At 48.1% G+C, this 18788-nt stretch carries 14 protein-coding genes; 6 read left to right on the forward strand and 8 right to left on the reverse strand.

Going from position 1 to position 18788, the window contains the following annotated elements; genetic code table 11:
• Both AC14M5_RS18235 and AC14M5_RS18240 read right to left on the reverse strand, forming a co-directional pair.
• Positions 1–237, reverse strand: a 237-nt coding sequence (locus tag AC14M5_RS18235; protein WP_484031132.1) for a hypothetical protein, incomplete at its 3' end; no start/stop codon positions are given.
• Positions 238–337: 100 nt separating this feature from the next.
• Entirely contained in the window at positions 338–1861 is a 1524-nt protein-coding gene (locus AC14M5_RS18240; protein ID WP_484031133.1) for a glycosyltransferase family 39 protein, read from the reverse strand.
• A 347-nt stretch (positions 1862–2208) separates the two neighbouring features.
• Here AC14M5_RS18240 and AC14M5_RS18245 point away from each other — a divergent pair, with 347 nt between their 5' ends.
• The 6 genes from AC14M5_RS18245 (at position 2209) to AC14M5_RS18270 (ending at position 10899) form a co-directional block, all read left to right on the forward strand.
• Positions 2209–4254 carry a tetratricopeptide repeat protein gene (locus tag AC14M5_RS18245; protein WP_484031134.1) on the forward strand — a complete coding sequence of 682 codons (2046 nt, stop codon included), beginning with the start codon at positions 2209–2211 and terminating at the stop codon, positions 4252–4254.
• Positions 4255–4407: 153 nt separating this feature from the next.
• Positions 4408–6774, forward strand: coding sequence for a histidine kinase N-terminal 7TM domain-containing diguanylate cyclase (locus tag AC14M5_RS18250; protein ID WP_484031135.1), 2367 nt, complete (start codon positions 4408–4410; stop codon positions 6772–6774).
• Positions 6775–6830: 56 nt separating this feature from the next.
• Positions 6831–8174, forward strand: a complete 1344-nt coding sequence (gene miaB / locus AC14M5_RS18255; RefSeq protein ID WP_484031136.1) for a tRNA (N6-isopentenyl adenosine(37)-C2)-methylthiotransferase MiaB — start codon at positions 6831–6833, stop codon at positions 8172–8174.
• A 293-nt stretch (positions 8175–8467) separates the two neighbouring features.
• Positions 8468–9385, forward strand: a complete 918-nt coding sequence (locus AC14M5_RS18260) for an AEC family transporter (protein WP_484031137.1) — start codon at positions 8468–8470, stop codon at positions 9383–9385.
• 4 nt (positions 9386–9389) lie between these two features.
• A complete protein-coding gene (locus AC14M5_RS18265) occupies positions 9390–10619 on the forward strand; it encodes a peptidase MA family metallohydrolase (RefSeq protein ID WP_484031138.1) in 1230 nt (409 codons plus the stop codon).
• A complete protein-coding gene (locus tag AC14M5_RS18270; RefSeq protein ID WP_484031139.1) occupies positions 10600–10899 on the forward strand; it encodes an acylphosphatase in 300 nt (99 codons plus the stop codon). The genes AC14M5_RS18265 and AC14M5_RS18270 overlap by 20 nt, the downstream gene beginning before the upstream one ends.
• Positions 10900–10946: 47 nt before the next feature.
• Here the strand turns inward: AC14M5_RS18270 and radC are convergent, their stop codons facing one another.
• The 6 genes from radC to AC14M5_RS18300 all read right to left on the reverse strand — a co-directional run bounded on the left by radC (position 10947) and on the right by AC14M5_RS18300 (position 18788).
• The gene (radC, locus tag AC14M5_RS18275) at positions 10947–11654 is read right to left on the reverse strand and encodes a RadC family protein (RefSeq protein WP_484031140.1); all 708 of its coding nucleotides are present in this window, start codon (positions 11652–11654) and stop codon (positions 10947–10949) included.
• A gap of 250 nt (positions 11655–11904) precedes the next feature.
• Positions 11905–13011 (reverse strand): hypothetical protein, encoded by a 1107-nt coding sequence (locus AC14M5_RS18280; protein WP_484031141.1) that lies wholly within the window; start codon positions 13009–13011, stop codon positions 11905–11907.
• Between the two features lie 119 nt (positions 13012–13130).
• Positions 13131–14516 carry a cytochrome P450 gene (locus AC14M5_RS18285; RefSeq protein WP_484031142.1) on the reverse strand — a complete coding sequence of 462 codons (1386 nt, stop codon included), beginning with the start codon at positions 14514–14516 and terminating at the stop codon, positions 13131–13133.
• A gap of 280 nt (positions 14517–14796) precedes the next feature.
• Positions 14797–15438 carry a response regulator gene (locus tag AC14M5_RS18290; protein WP_484031220.1) on the reverse strand — a complete coding sequence of 214 codons (642 nt, stop codon included), beginning with the start codon at positions 15436–15438 and terminating at the stop codon, positions 14797–14799.
• A 35-nt stretch (positions 15439–15473) separates the two neighbouring features.
• Positions 15474–17486, reverse strand: a complete 2013-nt coding sequence (locus tag AC14M5_RS18295; RefSeq protein WP_484031143.1) for a sensor histidine kinase — start codon at positions 17484–17486, stop codon at positions 15474–15476.
• Positions 17487–17570: 84 nt separating this feature from the next.
• Complete coding sequence (locus tag AC14M5_RS18300) at positions 17571–18788, reverse strand: hypothetical protein (RefSeq protein WP_484031144.1); 1218 nt, start codon at positions 18786–18788, stop codon at positions 17571–17573.

Below are 18788 nucleotides of genomic sequence, written 5' to 3' on the forward strand. Positions count from 1 at the left end.
TATCGTTTTAGCAGCTTCTAATTTTATTATTGCCGCAAAAAAAAGGTCATCCCGCTTTTTGGAAAAGATCGCTAATAAGGATATGAAAGTTAGAACTATGCCCAAACCTGTCAAAATCAATCTAGACCGTCCCCAGGACGTGTTAGGGTCAAGGCCAATATTTGGAGCGAAAACCCCTGCCAGGGTAAGGGCGATACCATCAGTTAATAATAGAACAGGAATAATAAGATTCGACATAAAAACCTTTTTGAAGAGTGTATTCTTTAAGTGACAAAAGGTGACGGCCGAGAAATGTATTTTTTCGACAAAGGTAATTCCAATATCAGGATATAAGAATTTAGGGATTTAGATCGTAGAGATATACACCCGCTTTTGGGGCCTCAAAATGATCTTGCTGGACACCATAGTTGTCAATAAGTTGGATATGAAACTGCACCCTGTCTCCTGTACAATCATCGCACCCAGTAACATGAGAAAAGATGAACCAAATTCTGTCTATCCCTTTGAGATCTTCTATATCCGCTATGAAACGTTTGACGCTGCTTGAGTTTTCTGCAATGATAGCATTATCTATATTAAGCCCATAAGAAGAAGCATAGTATTTAAAGGGAGTCACACTGCCATAGTGGACATAAACAATATCCTGTTCTTCCATATTTGCCTGGATATAAGCCAAAACAGGCTTAATGTCTTCGCCCATTGGAGGTGTAAGAACATTATCAAATGCGGTAGTGATGGGCATCCAGAGAATTATCATTACCATAGATCCATACACAAGCAAAGCGGCTTTACGATTCAAATTGGCGCAAATGGAATATATTCGACCCAGCCCCTCTGCCATAAGTAAAACTACAAATGGGAACAGAAAGTGCATAAACCTTCCACTTAACGGATATCGTTGCATGACAGATGCAACAGATGCCATCAAGAAGGGTAAAACCATAAGTAAGGCAATTTCCCTGTTTCGTAAAAAAAGGGATACGATGCCAATCAGGATGAGCACAAAACAACCTACAACTAAATATGCTTGATTGAAATTCGGGCTAATATTAGTTAACAAGGAAGTAAATACGCTTTTGTACCAATCCAGATGACCCCAGGGCGGTAAGGGCATGTAATGGTTCTGCCAGTAATCTTTCAGAAATTCGTTACCTATCAAATAGCGTAGCGACATCAAGTATGTCACCAGGAATGTTAGCCCCCATACCATGCCTATGCCAAGGAGCCAGCCAATCTGGGAATATTCCTTCTTGAGGAATCTATCAATTACTAACACGAGACCAATGCCTGCCAATATGAAAGCGGACGGATGGGATACCAAAATGGAAAAAATTCCTGCAATCCCTAACAGGATAAAATTTCGTGTGTATGGTTCTTTACCAAGACATAGGGTCGAGAGGTAGGTAAGCAATAACGCCAACATGACATCGCTGGAATACTGCTTAAGTTCAGAAGAAAAGTAGATCATCGAAGCCGAAATTGAAAACAATAAAACAGCAAACATACCGGATTTTCCGAAATATTTGCTGGCAATGAGATAGATCAAATAAACTGACAGTATTCCTGAGAATATGGGGAAAAGACGAAGGATGAAGTCATGATTCCCAAAAATCAAGAGAATGAATTTCTCTATAAATAAAAAACCTATGGGCGCCCCCTGATCGTAATCCAGGGGCAGGGTCAACTCATAAAATGTGCGGTTTACTATATTGAGGGCCAGGCTGGCTTCGTCAACCCATAGGGAACGATTAACAAAATACTGTCGAAGGCGAAGAATAATTCCCACTGCGACTGCTACACCCCAGAAAAAATCTGGCGTATAGAAAGATTTCAATCGATTTAAAGCTTTTTCATAAAACACTCTGCTAGACCTAACCTTCATTCAATATTGAACTACTTTCAATTCGTAGTCAGAATTATATCCTGTTTTCTAAGGGCATCTGATCTGCCAGAGCAGAGCAATCGCACCAAAAGATGGGTAATGTTTCTGTAAAATATTTACGAACTGTTGTTTAGTGAATTTCGAACCATCTCGTTGGTGGTAAAATAATTCAGAAAAACAATACTTTTACTTTCCTATATTATTCAATCAATCTTTTGAAGTAATGAGATATACATAAGCATACTGCTTCAATAAAACTACCCGCGGTCTATCAGGGATGAAATTGGAATATAACTGCCAATCTGTTTCATATGGGAAATTGCTTAGTGCTAAAAAAAATATTTTCAATTAATTTACAGCAGGAGAAATTTACAACCCCCGGCACAATCCTTTTGCTTGTGCTATTGGCTTATGGCTTCCTCATCCCTTGGATGGGTTTCTATTGGGATGACTGGCCTTTCGCATGGTTCCTGCGCTTTTTTGGCCCCGCTGAATTTATCGAATCGTTCCGCCCATTCCGCCCATTTTTGGGACCGATCTTCCAACTGACCACTACTCTCTTTGGGGGTGATCCTCTTACCTGGCAGGTGATCGGATTAATAATCCGCTTCCTGCTCTCGCTCGAAGTCTGGTTCCTGCTTCGATTGATATGGCCTACCCAGAAGCAAAACACCATGTGGGTGGTCTTCCTCTTTACTGTTTATCCTGCCTACGGACAGCAATGGGTTACATTGACTCACGTAAATCAGGAATTAATTCCCCTTCTCTTTCTTCTTTCTTCATTCATTGTAACGATGTGGCTGGTAAGAAATGGGCGTTACCAAAAACGCCTAACCGTCCTCGCCATCATCCTCCAAGCTATGGGACTTTTCTCAACTGAATATTTTTTCGGTCTTGAAATTTTGCGTTTCTTCTTACTGCTAGCCATCTTTACCGAGACAATACCAGACCGAAAGAAATTATTGCAAAAAACAAGTTTGCAATGGCTTCCATACTTAATTGTGTGGGTGCTCAATGCCGTGTGGACATATTCTTATCATCAATCCACGGCTTATAACTCATATGATTTCAGCCTGTTATCCAGTTCAACGCTTTCGCCGCTGGCGCTCATCAACGAATTTATTACCACGCTTTCACTTTCTGGCTTCACCTCATGGCTTGGGACGTTCAACATCTTCGCAACCGTGGATGGTTCAGCCACACAGGCCATCGCATTTGTCATTCTTTTAGTTACTTCATTTACCGTTTTCTTTGTAATACAAGCACAAACAGGAAACACACCAAACAATTTTGATTCCGAATCACATATTACGCAACATGCAGCAGACTCCTTCGGTTGGTGGGCCGTCGCCATCGGTCTCATTGCCATCTTCGCGGGTAGACTCCCCTCCTGGGCGGCGGGACTGCCTCTGAAAATCGAATTCGATTATGACCGTTTCTTTGTCTCGATCATGCTCGGGGCGAGTCTATTTATCGTAGGGCTGGCAAACTTGGTGTTAAGAGAGGGGCGTGCGAAAGTCATCCTCTTGAGCATTTTGATTGGCATGTCCACCGCTTATCAATTCACAGTCGCAAATACTTATCGGCGTGACTGGGCCAATCAGCAAAACTTTTTCTGGCAGCTTGCATGGCGCATACACGCACTTCAAGAGGGCACAGCCCTGTTGACTTATGAACTGCCCCTTAAATACGTTTCGGATTTTCAACTGATCGCCCCACTCAACTGGATGTATGCGCCCGACCTGAACAGCCGCAACCTGCCCCACGTTCTGATGTTTCTCAAGACGAGATTTACTCCAACAGAACTTCGCGCGGATATGCCCATTGAGCTTACGTATCGTACAGTGAAATTCAGCGGAAATACATCCAACAGCGTGGTGATTTACAAAGAAGCGGATGGCTGCCTGCGAGTGCTTGACCCAATATATGGAAATGCAGAGACCGTCCCGGGCGCGAATATCTATTTAGTCAACGCGATTTCACTTTCCAATCCTGATCTAATCAAAATAGATGCGCCCGAACTTGCTTTGGATAAGACCTTGTTTGGTGCTGAACCCGTGCATGACTGGTGCTACTACTATGAAAAAGCGGAGGCGGCGCGCCAGCAAAATGACTGGGAAGAGGTTGTAAAACTTTACAATAAGGCACAGCAAGATGGATTCAATGCGTCCATGCCTGTTGAAAATTTAGCTTTCATTGAGGCCTTCGCCATGACAGGTGATGCAGACATGGCAATCAAATTGACCGAGCGCACGATCAAGGCACAGGAAATTCTGTGTCCGGCGCTTTATACACTTTGGGGCCGTGTCTCACAGACAAAGGGCTCTTCGGCTGATGTTGAAGCTATCTTGAAGGGTGAGTGCGAACCATAATTTTAGCGGTAGTGCTGAAAACGCTGTTTGAAACGGCGTTTTTGATTCCCAAATTCCCAATTCCCCAATTCCCTACAAACCCAGGGTTGATGTTCTCTAAATCATTGAAGTCAAGCTTTGAATCGAGTAGACTAATACCAAGGCCGAATCTTCATGTTCAAGCTCACACCCATTGCCATAACTCTCTTCATCACGACTGCGATCAATATCGCAGTCTGTTATATTAGCTGGCAAAGAAGAAAAACAAAAGGCGGAATGTTCTTCTGGCTGGGCATAAGTGGGATGACGCTTTGGACACTTGCAGCCGCACTGGATTACGCAGCGGTTCCGCTAAATCTGAAGATTTTCTTTGCCAAGATCGAAGCGATAGGTTACTACAGTGCCTTCTCCTTGTTTGCATTGTTTTCCATGCAATATGCAGGAAATGACCACTGGCTTGAAAAAAGATGGGTCCAAGCTCTATTTGTTTTAATCCCAATTACAAGTATTCTCTTGACCGCAACCAACGAACTGCACAAGTGGATCTGGATAGGGTTTGTGCGAAAAGCAAATAATATCGTCGTTTTCGAGCATGGGCCGTCATTCAACTGGCTTGTCGTCAGCGGCTATTTGTTTATCATTCTCATTTTCATAAATTTGTGGATGGCCTCCCGCAAAGGATCAGATTTTGCGCGGCGTCAGGCACGTATTCTTATGTTCGCCCTCCTTTTTCCAGTTGCGATCAATTTGTTATACCGCCTTGGGGCAGGAGGCGTGGAAGGTGTAGACTGGACTTCCATCACCTTTTCAGTATCCGGTTTATTATTTTTGTACGCACTACACGGTATACGCTTGTTGGATATTGTCCCGGTTGCCCGCGATAAGCTGGTAAACAGTCTGGGCGACGGCATGATCGTGCTGGATATGCAAAACCGCATTATCGATATGAATCATGTGGCAGTGGGCATGTTCTCGTCCGCAATGGAAGAAATTGTAGGCAAAACACTGACAGAACTGGCACCGCTTGCCAGCTCCTTTTTGGAGCGGCCACCTGAACTGGAATTCAAAACTGAGTTGGCAGTTGGCACGGCAAACAAGCACTATTTTGATCTGGTCATTTCGCCTTTGACGGAGGGGCGCAACAAAAATTTGATCGGACGCCTCATCATGTTTCGCGACATCACAGACCGGAAGGAAAACGAGCTGCGCCTCCTACAATTGACTCAGGCGGTTGAACAAAGCCCGACCTCGGTGATCATTACAGACCTAAACGGCAACATCGAATATGCCAACCCTTACTTCTCTATGCTCACTGGCTACACCTACGAAGAAGCTATCGGAAAAAAACCCAGCATTTTAAAATCAGGGCGCACGCCAAATGAGGTATATCGGGATATGTGGCAAAGTATCCTAGCAGGGCACGCCTGGCGGGGCGAGTTCTTAAACAAGAAAAAAGATGGAGAACTGTACTGGGAACAGGCTGTTATATCCCCTGTTCTGGGCCCCGAAGGGAACATCCTCAACTTCATTGCCGTCAAGGAAGATATCACTGAGCGCAAACAGGCCGAGTATGCTTTGCGGGCAAGCGAAGAGCGTTTTCGTCAACTCGTGATGTCTGCTCCAGATGCGGTCTTTGGCATTGACGAAAATGGAAGCATAGTATTCGCTAATCACCAGGCAGCCAGCTTGCTTGGATATGAAGATGATGAAATGCTTGGAAGACCCGTCGAGATCCTGGTACCGGAAAGCCTGCGTGATAAACATGCTCTACATCGTGCCGGTTATTTCGGTGATCCTCACACTCGCACGATGGGATCTGGCCTTGAATTGAGTGGAAAGCGCAAGGATGGTAGCGAAGTCCCCGTGGAGATTAATCTAAGTTATTCAACAACAGAAAAAGGACCGTTGGTGATTGCCTTCATGCGCGATATCACAGAGCGCAAACAGGCAGAAGATCAACTAAGAAGTGCCTATGTTCAACTTGAAGAAAAAATAACAGAGATTGAAGATTTACAAATGATTTTGCGTGAACAGGCACTACGAGACTCCCTGACGGGCCTGCACAACCGACGCTTCCTCAAAGAGACTTTGGGACGCGAACTCGCCCGTACAGAGCGGGAGGGATATTCAATTTGCTTTGCTTTGATAGATATTGACCATTTCAAAAATATAAATGACATGTATGGTCACGCAGCGGGCGATAATGTTTTACAAAACCTTGCGAACTATCTGATCAAACATACACGTACGGGGGATATCGTCTGTCGCTATGGAGGTGAGGAATTTCTCATTGTTCTGCCAAATACAACGCTCGACACTGCTGCTCAAATTGCCGAGAGGCTGAGGATCGCATTTCAAGAATCAAGCGTTCTTGAGTACGACAGAGAAATAACGACCACCATATCCTGTGGCATTTCAGAATTTCCAGCTGATGGTTCCACTGAAAAAGAAGTGCTTGAAGCGGCAGACAGAGCCCTATATGCCGCCAAACAAAACGGGCGGAATCAAGTTGCGCTTTGGTCGAAGATCAAAAGTAATTAACCAGCTGCACTATATTGAGCATCAAATCCCGACCACTCTTGGTATAATTCGCGCCTATGGATAAAAAGTACCACATCTGGACCGAAGGATGCCAAATGAACGTGGCCGACTCTCAGCGGGTTGGTTCTTCATTGGAGCATCTTGGCTACACCCTTACCCAAACCATCGAAGAAGCGGATGTTATTGTTTTAAATACCTGTGTCGTGCGTCAGTCAGCAGAAGACAAAGCAATGGGACGTGTTACCTCGCTTGCGCCGCTAAAAAAGAAAAATCCCAACCTTGTTATTAATGTGATGGGCTGTATGGTCGGTGTGCGCGGTGCGGAAAAAATGCGCGAGAGACTTCCATTTGTGGATGTCTTTTCTCCACCCTCTGACCCTGGCCCATTAATCTCACACCTTACACAAGGTGAAATCCGTTCGCTGGAAGATTCTGAAACCACACGGCGCTTCCTCATGATGGATGATGAACTGATACTGCCCATTGCGGAGCAGGGCAAACTTGTCAGTGCGCATGTGCCGATTGTTTATGGTTGCTCCCATGCCTACACGTTTTGTATCATCCCATCCAAACGCGGCGGTGAACGCTCGCGTCCTGTGGGTGATATTGTGTCAGAAGTCCGCTCGCTGGCGCGGCAGGGTGTGAAAGAAGTGACTCTACTGGGTCAGATCGTGGATCGATACGGCAAGGATATTCCCGACGGGCCCAATCTCGCGGCCCTCTTGCGGGTTCTGCATGAAGTAGAAGGCATTGAGCGTATCCGCTTCCTCACTTCGCACCCAAACTATTTTGATGACGACCTCATTCAAACCATCGCCGAACTTCCGCGTGTGATGCCGCATATCGAACTCCCCATTCAGGCGGGCGATGATGAAGTGCTGGTCAACATGAAACGCGGGTATACCCAACAGCAATATCGTGATCTTGTGGCAAAAATCCGCTCGCAAATTCCAGATTGTTCCATCGCGACGGACATCATCGTAGGATTCCCCGGCGAGACCGAGGAACAGTTCATGGAAACCTACCGCGTCCTTTCTGACCTGAAACTGGATGTGGCGCATCTGGCTCGTTACTCGCTGAGAGAGGGAACCGTCGCCACCCGCCGCATGGACGATAACGTACTCGAAGAGGATAAACTCCGCCGCCTGCACATACTGGATGACTTGCAGGAAGAAATCGTGGCTGAGATCAATAAGAAATACCTCGGCGAAACTGTCGAAGTCTTGTTCGAGGATCAAGTCAAAGGCCGCTGGCGTGGACGCACTCCTACCAACAAGATCGTTTTCGTTGAATCAGATGATGAGCTAAGAGGCAAAACTATCCCTGTTACCGTCACATGGACAGGGCCGTGGTCGATGCAAGCTGTGTTGCTCAAACAACCTGCCTTGATCTCCTTGTAATCCCCGTAGGGGCACAGCGGTGCTGTGCCCCTTTTTTAACTCTGGAATCCATTAGCTAGCTGATGGATATGTTGGGTGGCAAGCGGCTTAAAAAGTGCGTCGTACCCCGGCGCGCAAATACCCCAACGGGCACAATGCAGGCGAATTTTGCCAATTTTTCAGGATTTATTCGCACCATTCGCACATTCGTATTATTCGCGTTAAGAAATTCCTGACTTTGCAAAAGCTATGATTTGGGCGCGGAGACCGCGCCCCTACATTATTTATCGGGGTTTATAATTTCGTCACATCCTATGTCCATCAACGAACTATTCAGTACCTTCGCAAACAACCTGCTTCCCATTTTGCTCATCGCAACCGCAGGCTACGTCCTCGGCAAAACCCTCATTGTTGACTCACGTACCATAGGGCGCATTGTCTTTTATATCTTCAGTCCATTGTTGGTTTTTAATTTGATGGTTACCAGCCAGTTGAATTTGGGACAGGCCTTTACCACTGTGGCATACACCACCATTTTCGTTATCGCAATGGGGCTACTTGCGCTCATCTTCGGAAAGATATTTCAACTCGATCGACCACAATTATTGGCAGTCATTCTCACCGTTGCATTCGGTAACACAGGCAATTATGGGCTACCTTTGGTCAAATTTGCATTTGGGGATGAGGCGCTGGCGGTTGCTTCCATATTTTATGTGACCACCACCATCCTCTTCAACACCGCTGGGGTGATCATCGCTTCGCTTGGACATACTGACTTGAAATCCGCTATACTGGGTGTGTTCAAACTCCCCATCGTCTACGGCGTGATATTGGCATTATTGGTCAAGGCTACAGGGCTTCAGATCCCAATTCCACTTTCACGCACGATTGAGATTGCCGCCAGTGGAGCGGTTCCGCTTATGATCGTTTTGCTGGGATTGGAATTAACCAAAATTCAATGGTCGCATAGCTTCCGCGCAATGGGTGTAGGTGTGTTCACAAAATTGATCCTTGGCCCCGTAGTCGGTCTTTTGCTTGCCAGTTTATTTGGCTTGCAGGGGCACAGCCACCAAGGCAGTGTGATCGAAGCGGCCATGCCTGCCGCAGTTGCAACTACTGTCGTCGCAACGGAATATCATCTGGAGCCTTCACTGGTCACAGCCATTGTTTTTCTCGGCACGATATTAAGTCCGCTTACGCTCACGCCATTGATCGTGTTTTTATCGAGGTGATGAAATGCTCAACCTACGGAAATTTTTATTACAGATATTCATGATCATGCTGACAGCGGCGACCATGTCTATGAAACCCGAGCAGGTAAAGGGTCAGGGTGGAATCGAGGTGGAGAATCCAAACGTGGTGGTCAACTTTGGGCAGTCGATCACATTTCAAGCCAGGATCAAATCTCCGATCCCAACCCAGCAGGTATCACTTCTTTTTCGCGGCGTGAATGAAGATGTGACGCGCGTTGAAACGGTGCAGGTGGCCGAAGACGGCTCGGTGAGTTTTACGTATGACGCTTCGCTGAATGTTTTCCCGCCTTTCAGTTGGATCGTGTTTTGGTTTCAAGCCACACTGAATGACAACAAAATCTACACCAGCGCGCCGATCCAATTTCAATATAAGGATGATCGTTTTCCGTGGCGCGATATCACCCAGGCTAATGTCACGGTGCATTGGTATGCGGGTGATGACGCCTTTGGCGCCGCCGCATTGGACGCCGCGGGTGCGGGCATGCTTTCGATGAATGAGATCATCCCGATCTCGCTGATCGACCCGATTGAAATTTATATTTATTCAAATGTCACCGACCTGCAAAACACATTACTGCTGGGCGGCGAAGAATGGGCAGGCGGACATGCTAGCCCCGAACTCGGTGTTGTGCTGGTTGCCATCGCGCCCGGCGCAAGCCAATCGATTGAAATGGAAACAAAGATCCCACACGAACTTGCCCACGTCATGTTGTATCGTTCGCTCGGCGAAAAATATACAGGCCAGCCCACCTGGTTGATCGAGGGCATCGCTTCGATGGTGGAACTCTATCCGAATCCAGATTATGCTCACGCGCTGGAGATAGCGAGCGAAAATAATTCGTTACTTGCATTTGATGACTTATGCGCCTCCTTCCCCGCCGACGCTGGCTCAGCGTTTCTGGCTTATGCCCAATCCCAATCATTCGTTACCTACATCCGCAATTCGTTTGGCACCTCCGGATTGACAAGGTTAACCAATTCGTACAGCGAAGGGTTCACCTGTGAACTTGGCGCAACCAACGCGCTCGGCACTCCGCTCAGTCAACTGGATGCGCGCTGGCGCGAGAGTGTATTGGGGCAAAATACTACGGGCGTTGCCATGCGTAACCTTGCGCCATTTGTATTGCTCATGGCAATGGTATTGGTCGTGCCGATATGGGGTGCAATCAACATGCTGCGTCAAAGGAGAAAAAATGGAAACCAATCCAAATGAAATCATTCGTGTGCACATCGTTATAAAAGGACGCGTACAGGCTGTGGGCTTTCGCGCCCATGTGGAATTCAACGCGCTGCGCATCGGCGTTCTCGGTTGGGTGCGCAACATTGGGCGCGATAAGCTGGAAGCAGTAGCTGAAGGGACGCGCGCTCAAATTGATGAATTCATTGAGGTGGTCAAAAAGGGTCCGCTCTCTTCACGTGTGGATGAAGCAAAGATCGAGTATGAACCCACGACGGGTCAGTTGGAAGGGTTTACAGTGAAAAGAAGTATGTAACAGTACAACGTTGAAACGTTCAAACGTTTGAACGTTTCAACGTTGGGTTACGCAAACCCCAAGCCTCTTTCCTTCAACGAAATCCATTTACCCTGGCCGATCACCAAATGATCGAGCACGTCTACATCCAATAATTTTCCTGCTTGCACAATAGCACGCGTTACAGCCACATCATCGGGGCTGGGGGTTGGGTCACCGCTGGGGTGGTTATGGGTAACGATGATTCCGGAAGCATTGGTACGGATCGCTTCTTTGAACAACTCTCCCACACGCACTTGCGAAGAATTGACTGAACCTTTATACACTTCCACGATTTCCAGCACGCGATTCCGTCTATCCAAAAGGATCACACGCAAATGTTCCTGCTCCAAAGCGGACATGTCGTACTGCACCAGGGCCGCCGCATCCGCTGGGCTATTAATGGCAAGCTTCTCTTCAGGAGATTCCAAGGTCAACCTTCTGCCCAATTCAATCGCGGCCTTGATCTGCGAAGCCTTGGCCTCGCCCATCCCATGCTGATCCATCAACTCTTTGAGCGGCGTGCGATGCAGTCCGCGCAATCCGCCAAACTCCTGTAACAAGCGTTGACCCACCTCCACAGCATTTTCACCCTGCACGCCAACGCGCAGTAAGATAGCGATCAACTCCGCATTGGTTAATGCCTGCGGGCCAAGCGAAGCCAGCCTCTCGCGCGGGCGGTCTGATTCATGCAAGTCTGAAATTCGATAGGTTGGTTTGGAATTAGATTCGGTCACAGTGTTCTCCCGGCTAAAAGGTTGGCTTATTTTACAACCAATTTCCTTTTGGTTGTCTTTTTGTTGAAATTGTTTATTGGAAATCGTGGTGGTTGTAAGTCGGATTGGTAATCCGACTTACATTGTGCCTCATAATATGGCGTTCTATCACGGCAACTTCCAGAGAACCTGAAAAAATAAACTCATTTTCTATCTGACAAAAACAACAAAAAAACTGGAGAAAAATTCGCCAGTTTTTTTGTTTGCTCGACTATGGGCGACCAGGTCCGCCGCCACCTCCAGGTCCACCACCGCCGGGCCCGCCACCTCCAGGGAGACCTGGGCCACCAGCACCAGCGCCGCCAAAGTCTGGTCGGCTGCCGAGGGAAGATTCAAAGCCTGCAACGTTTCCACGCGCCTGAGGCATTTGTCCGCGGGCGAATTGGGTGGTGATTTCATCAAACTTGCCAGAGAACTGAGTCAGATCAGGGCCGCTGGAATCTGCACCGCCAAAACTTTGTAAGCCAGATTGTGCGTTTTTACCAAGCTGTGCAAGGTTGAGCAATTCTTCAGTGCTGAGCTTGTTATCGCCCATTGCGGCATTTGCGGCATCTACGAAAGTAAAGGCTGATTGCAGTGCAGACAGTTTATCTGTGGGAATATTATTTGCCTGGATCTGTGAAATTTGATCCACACGTCCCTGCTGGTCGGCTTGCAAAACGGAGATCATATCCTGCGCCTGTGTTTGCAATTCCTGAGCATTGGTTTGCGCCTCTTGCGCAGCGGATTCCAACTGGGCAATTGATTCTTCTGCTACCGCCAGTCCCTGCTCTAACGTACTGCTGATCTCCTGCAAGGATGAGTCAATGGATGAAAGCGTGTCATTCAATTGAGATAGTTCTGATTCAATCGCGTTCAATTCCGCGATCATTTCATTCGCGAGGTCGCCGTACAAAGCGTAGTATTCGGCCAGCAGATCTTCTGCATACTCCACATAGTAATCAGCGTAGTAATAATAATCATAGACATATACAACTTCTTCGCTGGTGACGGCATCATCGGTAGTAGTGTATGTAACAGCAGTGCTGGTCTGCTCAGTAGCGGCAATGGCTTCTGCCACAGCCTCATCGATCATGGCAGCAAGTTCTTCTTCAGTCAGGTTGACGTATTCCACTGTAGGCCCCGGGGTGGGTGTGGCAGGCATGGCAGTCAACACATTGGCGTTGACGGTTGCCTGTGCAAGAGCCTGTGCCTGTTGTGTACCAGCTATAGCGGTGTTGACAACATCTTCTGAAGCTGTGCCTGCAGGCAATCCACAAGCGACGAGCAGGACTGCCAATAGGAATGCACTCAAAACGGTTCGAAGCATGGTTTTCATTTTTTGTTCCTCCAAATAATTCGATTAGTATTTATCTGGTGGTCGAGTGGGCAGTACGCGACGCGGTCTGCCATATCGACCCCCATTTCTTGGTTACGTTTCAATATGTGGTCTCCCCCTTACGGGGACTTCGCGATACGTTCCTCGCTTTCGCTCGGAACTACTCGCCCACCACATTTATTTTCATCATACTCGCGGCGATGAACAATGAGCTTTACACTTTTGTCCGGGCGCAGAGTAACACTGGGTTTCGGTTTTGCAAGGTTGGTTTGAATCGGCAGGATATTCCATCTGCGGGCGATCATTGCTAGTACGGCGATGGCTTCGGTCATTGCGAAGTGTTCGCCAATGCAAATTCGATTCCCACCGCCGAAGGGGAAGAATGCATATCGCGGAAAGGAAGGCCCTTCGAGGCTGAACCAGCGTTCAGGTCGGAACTGAAGCGGATTGTCATAAAAGCGCGAGTCATGATGCGTCACCCATTGACTCATCAAAACAGTTGAGCCTGCGGGGATGTGCTGTCCGCCGATCTCGCAATCGTGAATGGCTTGTCGTCCCATTGCCCAGGCAGGCGGACGAATTCGCAGAGTCTCTTTCACGATCATACGGGTGTAGGATAAATTTTGAATATCGACGGAAGTAGGAAAACGATCACCAAGTATCGAGTCCGCTTCGGCTTGCAGTTTCAGTTGCACTTCGGGATGATGCGCGAGCATATCCCAACACCATGCCAAAAGGAGAGCGGTTGTTTCGTGGCCTGCCAGCAAAAAGGTGAGGATATGCGCGTGGATTTGTTCATCAGTGAATTGCCCGTTATTGTTTTCTTTTAGAATGTTGATGAGGGCGTGTTTCGCACTTTCCGATTGCGGATTCTTCAAGAGCGACTCTGTCACCTGGCGTAGATCTGTGCCTGCCTGTTGGAATTTTGGAAATAGACTTCGCATTGAATCCGAAAGCGGAAGTTGAGCAAGCGGAAAGAGTTTGATCAGCGTCTGCATCGACTCGCTCACACGTTCAACTGCGCCTGTGGGTGCGCTGCCAAAGAATGACCAGAGCGCTATGTTCAATGTGAGGCGCATCATTTCATTAGACATATCCACCTGCGTGCCATTTTGCCATTTTGAAATATGCGTGAATGTGTTTTCATTCATCAAGGGCAGGTACTCTTCCATGCGTTGATGATGAAATGCGGGCTGCAATGCCCGCCGCTGCGCGAGATGTTCCCCGCCTTCGCTGGTGAGCAGACCTTCGCCAAGAATGATGCGCGCTCGCTGCAAGCTGGGGCCTCTGATAAAGTTGGCCTGCTGTTTCACCAAGACGTGTTCGACGAATTCAGGGTGGCTCAACAAAAATAGGTCGCGCTTGCGGAGTTTGACATGCGCCATATCGCCTTGCTCGCGCGCAAGTTCGGTCAGCGCATCGAGCGGGTTGCGAAAGACCTTCCACAAAAAAACAAGATTGGATGTTTTATAACTGGGCGGTTCAAGAATTAAATTTGTTTCCATCGGCTATCTCCTTTATTGATAGCCAAAGGATACTGGTTTGCTGTAATACTGTCCGCCCGTTGTGGTGGGGAATATCTCCCCCTATTTGGTGGGTGAAAGCCATGTCACTCTGAGCGAGCGTTTTTCGCGAGCGAAGAGTCTCGGACAATGATGAAAGAGATCCTCACCACACTGGCGCACGGCGCAAGTGTCGCTTCGCTCAGGACGACATCAGCGGATAAGATAAAAAGCGACGAACAAATCATCGCTTTTTATCTCCGTTCATCTCTGTTCATCACGGTTACAACTCTTCAGGCAGCACCAACCCATACCTCACCGCCATCAACGCGGCTTGGGTTCTATCATTCACCCCCAACTTCGCAAACAAATCACTGACGTAACCTTTCACGGTCATCTCGGTCAACACCAATTCGCTTGCAATTTCCTTGTTGCTTTTTCCGCGCGCGAGCAATTTTAGGATTCCGCGCTCGCGTTCGGTGAGTGAGTCAAACGGGTCATCGGGCATGGGAGCGTGCGCCATTAATCGGCGGGCGATGTCAGGGTGCAATTGCGGCTTGCCTTGCGCTGCTCCACGAATCGCAGCGACCAGATCATCGCCGTTCATTTCCTTCAATAAGAATCCACTTGCACCAGCACGTAATGCCGCATATACATGGGCTTCGTCACTGAAAGTAGTTAGGATCAAAACAGGCAGTTCGGGGTAAACAGGCCGTATCTGTTTCAACGCATCCACGCCGTTCATTTCGGGCATCTGCAAATCCATCAACACCACATCAGGCTTGTGCTTCTTGATCAACGCCAACACTTGCGATCCGTTACTGGCTTCGGCTACCACACGCATATCTTTCTCCGCGTCGATGGTCATTTGGAGTCCGCGGCGCACAACTTGATGATCGTCAACGATGAGGATTTTTAGCATGATATCTTTCTCCAAAGTCTGGAGACTTTGGACTCCAATTAGGCTGGTAATGGAATTTTGAACGACAATATTGTACCGTGTCCGATTTCAGACTCAATAGTTAGCTCACCGCCCAGTGCAAAGACGCGCTCGCGCATTCCGCGCAGGCCGTAATGTCCCACGGGCACGGCGCGCGTGTCAAAACCATTTCCATCATCTGTGATCGTCACATGCAGCATCGAATCATTTTTGATTTCAACGCGCACATTCCTGCCGCCACTATGCTTCATCACATTTTGCAAAGCCTCCCGCAGCACCCAAAGCGCCTCATCCGCAATTTGATTTGGGATGATGACTCGCTCGGGCATTTTCAGCGTGATGGAAAGCAAGGCCCCGCCTTCTGGTCCGCTTTGGCGTGAAAACGCTTCGCACTCACTGCGAACTGATTCAGCAAAATCAACGTTCCCCTCGCTGGCAGTATTCCGCAGTTGATCGAGCAGCAATCTCATTTCCTTCAACGTATTGCCTGCCAACTCTTCCAACTCGGCCAGTTTTCCCTTTAGAGGATCAGGCATGGAGGCTTTGAGTCCGCGTGCCATGAGGTGCATCCCGAACATTTGCTGTGTCACCGAATCATGCAAGTCGCGCGCAATCCTTTGTCTCTCCTCATAAGCCGCAATGGATTTTTGATCCGCAACGATCTGCTCGGTTTTCTCCTTTACATGCAGTTCAAGGTTTTGATTCAATTCATAGAGCGACTCATACGCATTTGCATAAGCCAGTGCCAGTGCTGCTTGTCCTGCCAGCGCATTCAAACGATTTATTTCATCCGTGTCATAGACTGGGCCTGCTCGGCGTGGTCCTAGCCAGTAGCCGCCAACTGAAACATTGCCTGCCACAAGGCGGGTATTCCAGGCGGGCATGAGATGAGCAGGCGGCACATCAGGTTCTGGGAATAACTTCAATGCACCCCACTCCGCACCGATCTGGTTTGGAAACACATCATTCAGCAAATGGATGATCTCTTCACGTCGGTTTGCGCGTGCCAACAAATATTGCATGGAGTGAATTGCTGATTCAAACTTGATCCTGTCTGGGTACAAAAGTTTATCCAACCATGATTGCATGAATTTGCGGGTTGGCTCAAAAAGAAGCGCCGCTACAAAAACGCTGATCAATGGCGCCAGCGGACGTGACGTCAGCGAATCTGCAAAAAGGCTGGTCAGGCTTGTGGTGAGGGCCAGGTATAAGGTCAGGAGCAGAAGCGAGACGGCCCCATAAGCCAGAGTCCGCCTGAGGACTCGGTCAATGCCAAAGAGGTCATGTCGCAATATGGCATATGAAATTCCAATCGGGACAAAAAGCTGAAAGATGAGCAAAAGGTTGTAGGAAAAAATATCCCAGCCAAGGGCAAGCGTGAGCGGACGTAGCCAAAGTGGAATCTCCGCGAGGAGCATACTGAAGACTACCACCCGCGCGCGCTGCGCATCCAAAAGATGGTCAGGGTTTGTATCGCGCACTACAAGAAGTAAATTTCTGATAAAGAAAATAATGACGAATGTGAACCATAAAAATAATAAACTAATCGTAATAATGCGCTGCCAGGCGAATGAACTGAATAAAAATACTGTGAGCAGTAGCGCTGAAAAAATATACCCGCTCGCAACCGCCCGGGTGGGTGTTTCTGTACGGCGTGGAAATCGCACGCTGACGTGCAATGCCATTGGGAGCAGGATCGCTGCCTGTATCAGACGCAGAGTCAAATAGGCATTGATAAAATAAACCAGCGGCCTGCCCGGTTGAATGGCAGGCAGGTCGCTCAACTCAAATGGGATGAGTAAAAAGAATGCGAAGAAAATTGAAAAGCATGCAACAAGCGCATGGCTCTCCTGCGGACGCACGAAAGCAGGAATAAGTCCCGTAACGAGGATCAGCAGAGAAACGGTTGCAGAAAAGGGTGTGAAGGTTTCATAAACAGGTTGTCCGCTGTCGTAGGCTGCCCAACCAAGAAGCGCGGTATTAAAAACAAGAGCCGCGATGATTGGAGAAAATAACGCGATACTTTTCCTCATTATGATTGAATTGTAGGATGTGAAGGGGGAAGGGTCAAGGAGAAAAAAAGAGACCGATTGCTCGGTCTCTTTTTTCTTTCGATGTTATGGCGTTGGTGTAGGGATTGGGACTTCCGTTATTTGGATCGCATCCACCTCGGCTGGGTCTGGTGCACCACTTGTCGGAGCAATGATAATAATATAGTTGTAGGCTCCTTCTGGCGGCAAGCTTGTCGCGTTGTCTACATCTATAAGAATGCCTGTGCCAGGATCGGGATACAGATCCGTCAATTGAACTTCCTGATTTACATCCTCGGGGCCCGCGAGCGGTCCGACATTAGAATTGTCGTCAGGAAGACCATCGCCCCAGTAAAATACCTCGTAATAATAGTCACCCACGTCGGAATTGGAAATACCTATGATGATGTGATCCATGTATACTGCACCGCCATTATTGAATTCATAAAAAACTATATCGTAATAATCATCCGGCGTGGCGGCCACGTATACCGGATTTCCACTGATATCTACAATAATGTATGAAGCCACATAATGAGGAGGTGGTGGAGTATTAACATAATCTTGCACAATTTCGCCGACATCATCATCGGGTGTGCCAATATTCAGTTCCGGCGGCACCGTTGCTAAAACCCATGAAGGATCTGGAGTAGATGTTATTCCCGGTGGTGGATAGATGCAAGGCAAAGGCCCACCAAAGTTAGTGGCTGCGGGGTCTTGGCAAGTTGTCGGTGGATAGGTGCAAGGCAAAGGTCCGCCAAAGTTGCTGGCAGCGGGGTCTTGGCAAGTTATCGGCGGATAGGCACAAGGTAGGGGACCGCCAAAGTTGGTAGCCGCAGAGTCCTGGCAAGTGGTGGGTATAGGTGGTGTCCCCTCATCATTGGGAGGCTTGTTGGTTGCAGTAGCTGTGGAAGTATTCGCGGGAGGGGTAGTAACCACCGTAACAGGAGGTGATACTGTTACCGATACTGGCGGGGTTTCTGTAGTAGTTATAGGCACAACACTTGCTGATGGTGTAGCGCTCGGCTGGATTACAACAAAAGGGACAAAGAAAGGATTATCACCAGAAGGCGTAAGATAACTGCCCAGCCATGAAAATGGGGTAAGTATCTGCGGGTTAATGAGGGGGCGTGGACCACCCCGACCGTCATCAGCACCAATTTCCAAACTTGATCCCATTCCCGCCTGTAAACTCCATTGCGGCACCGCCCACAACGCAAACCAACCTGCTATCATCATTAATAGGATGCCAACTGGCACAATAAAGATAAGCAGGCTCCAATCTCGCCGGTCGCGGTTTGTCAT

The sequence above is a fragment of the Candidatus Villigracilis sp. genome (genome assembly GCF_057083605.1).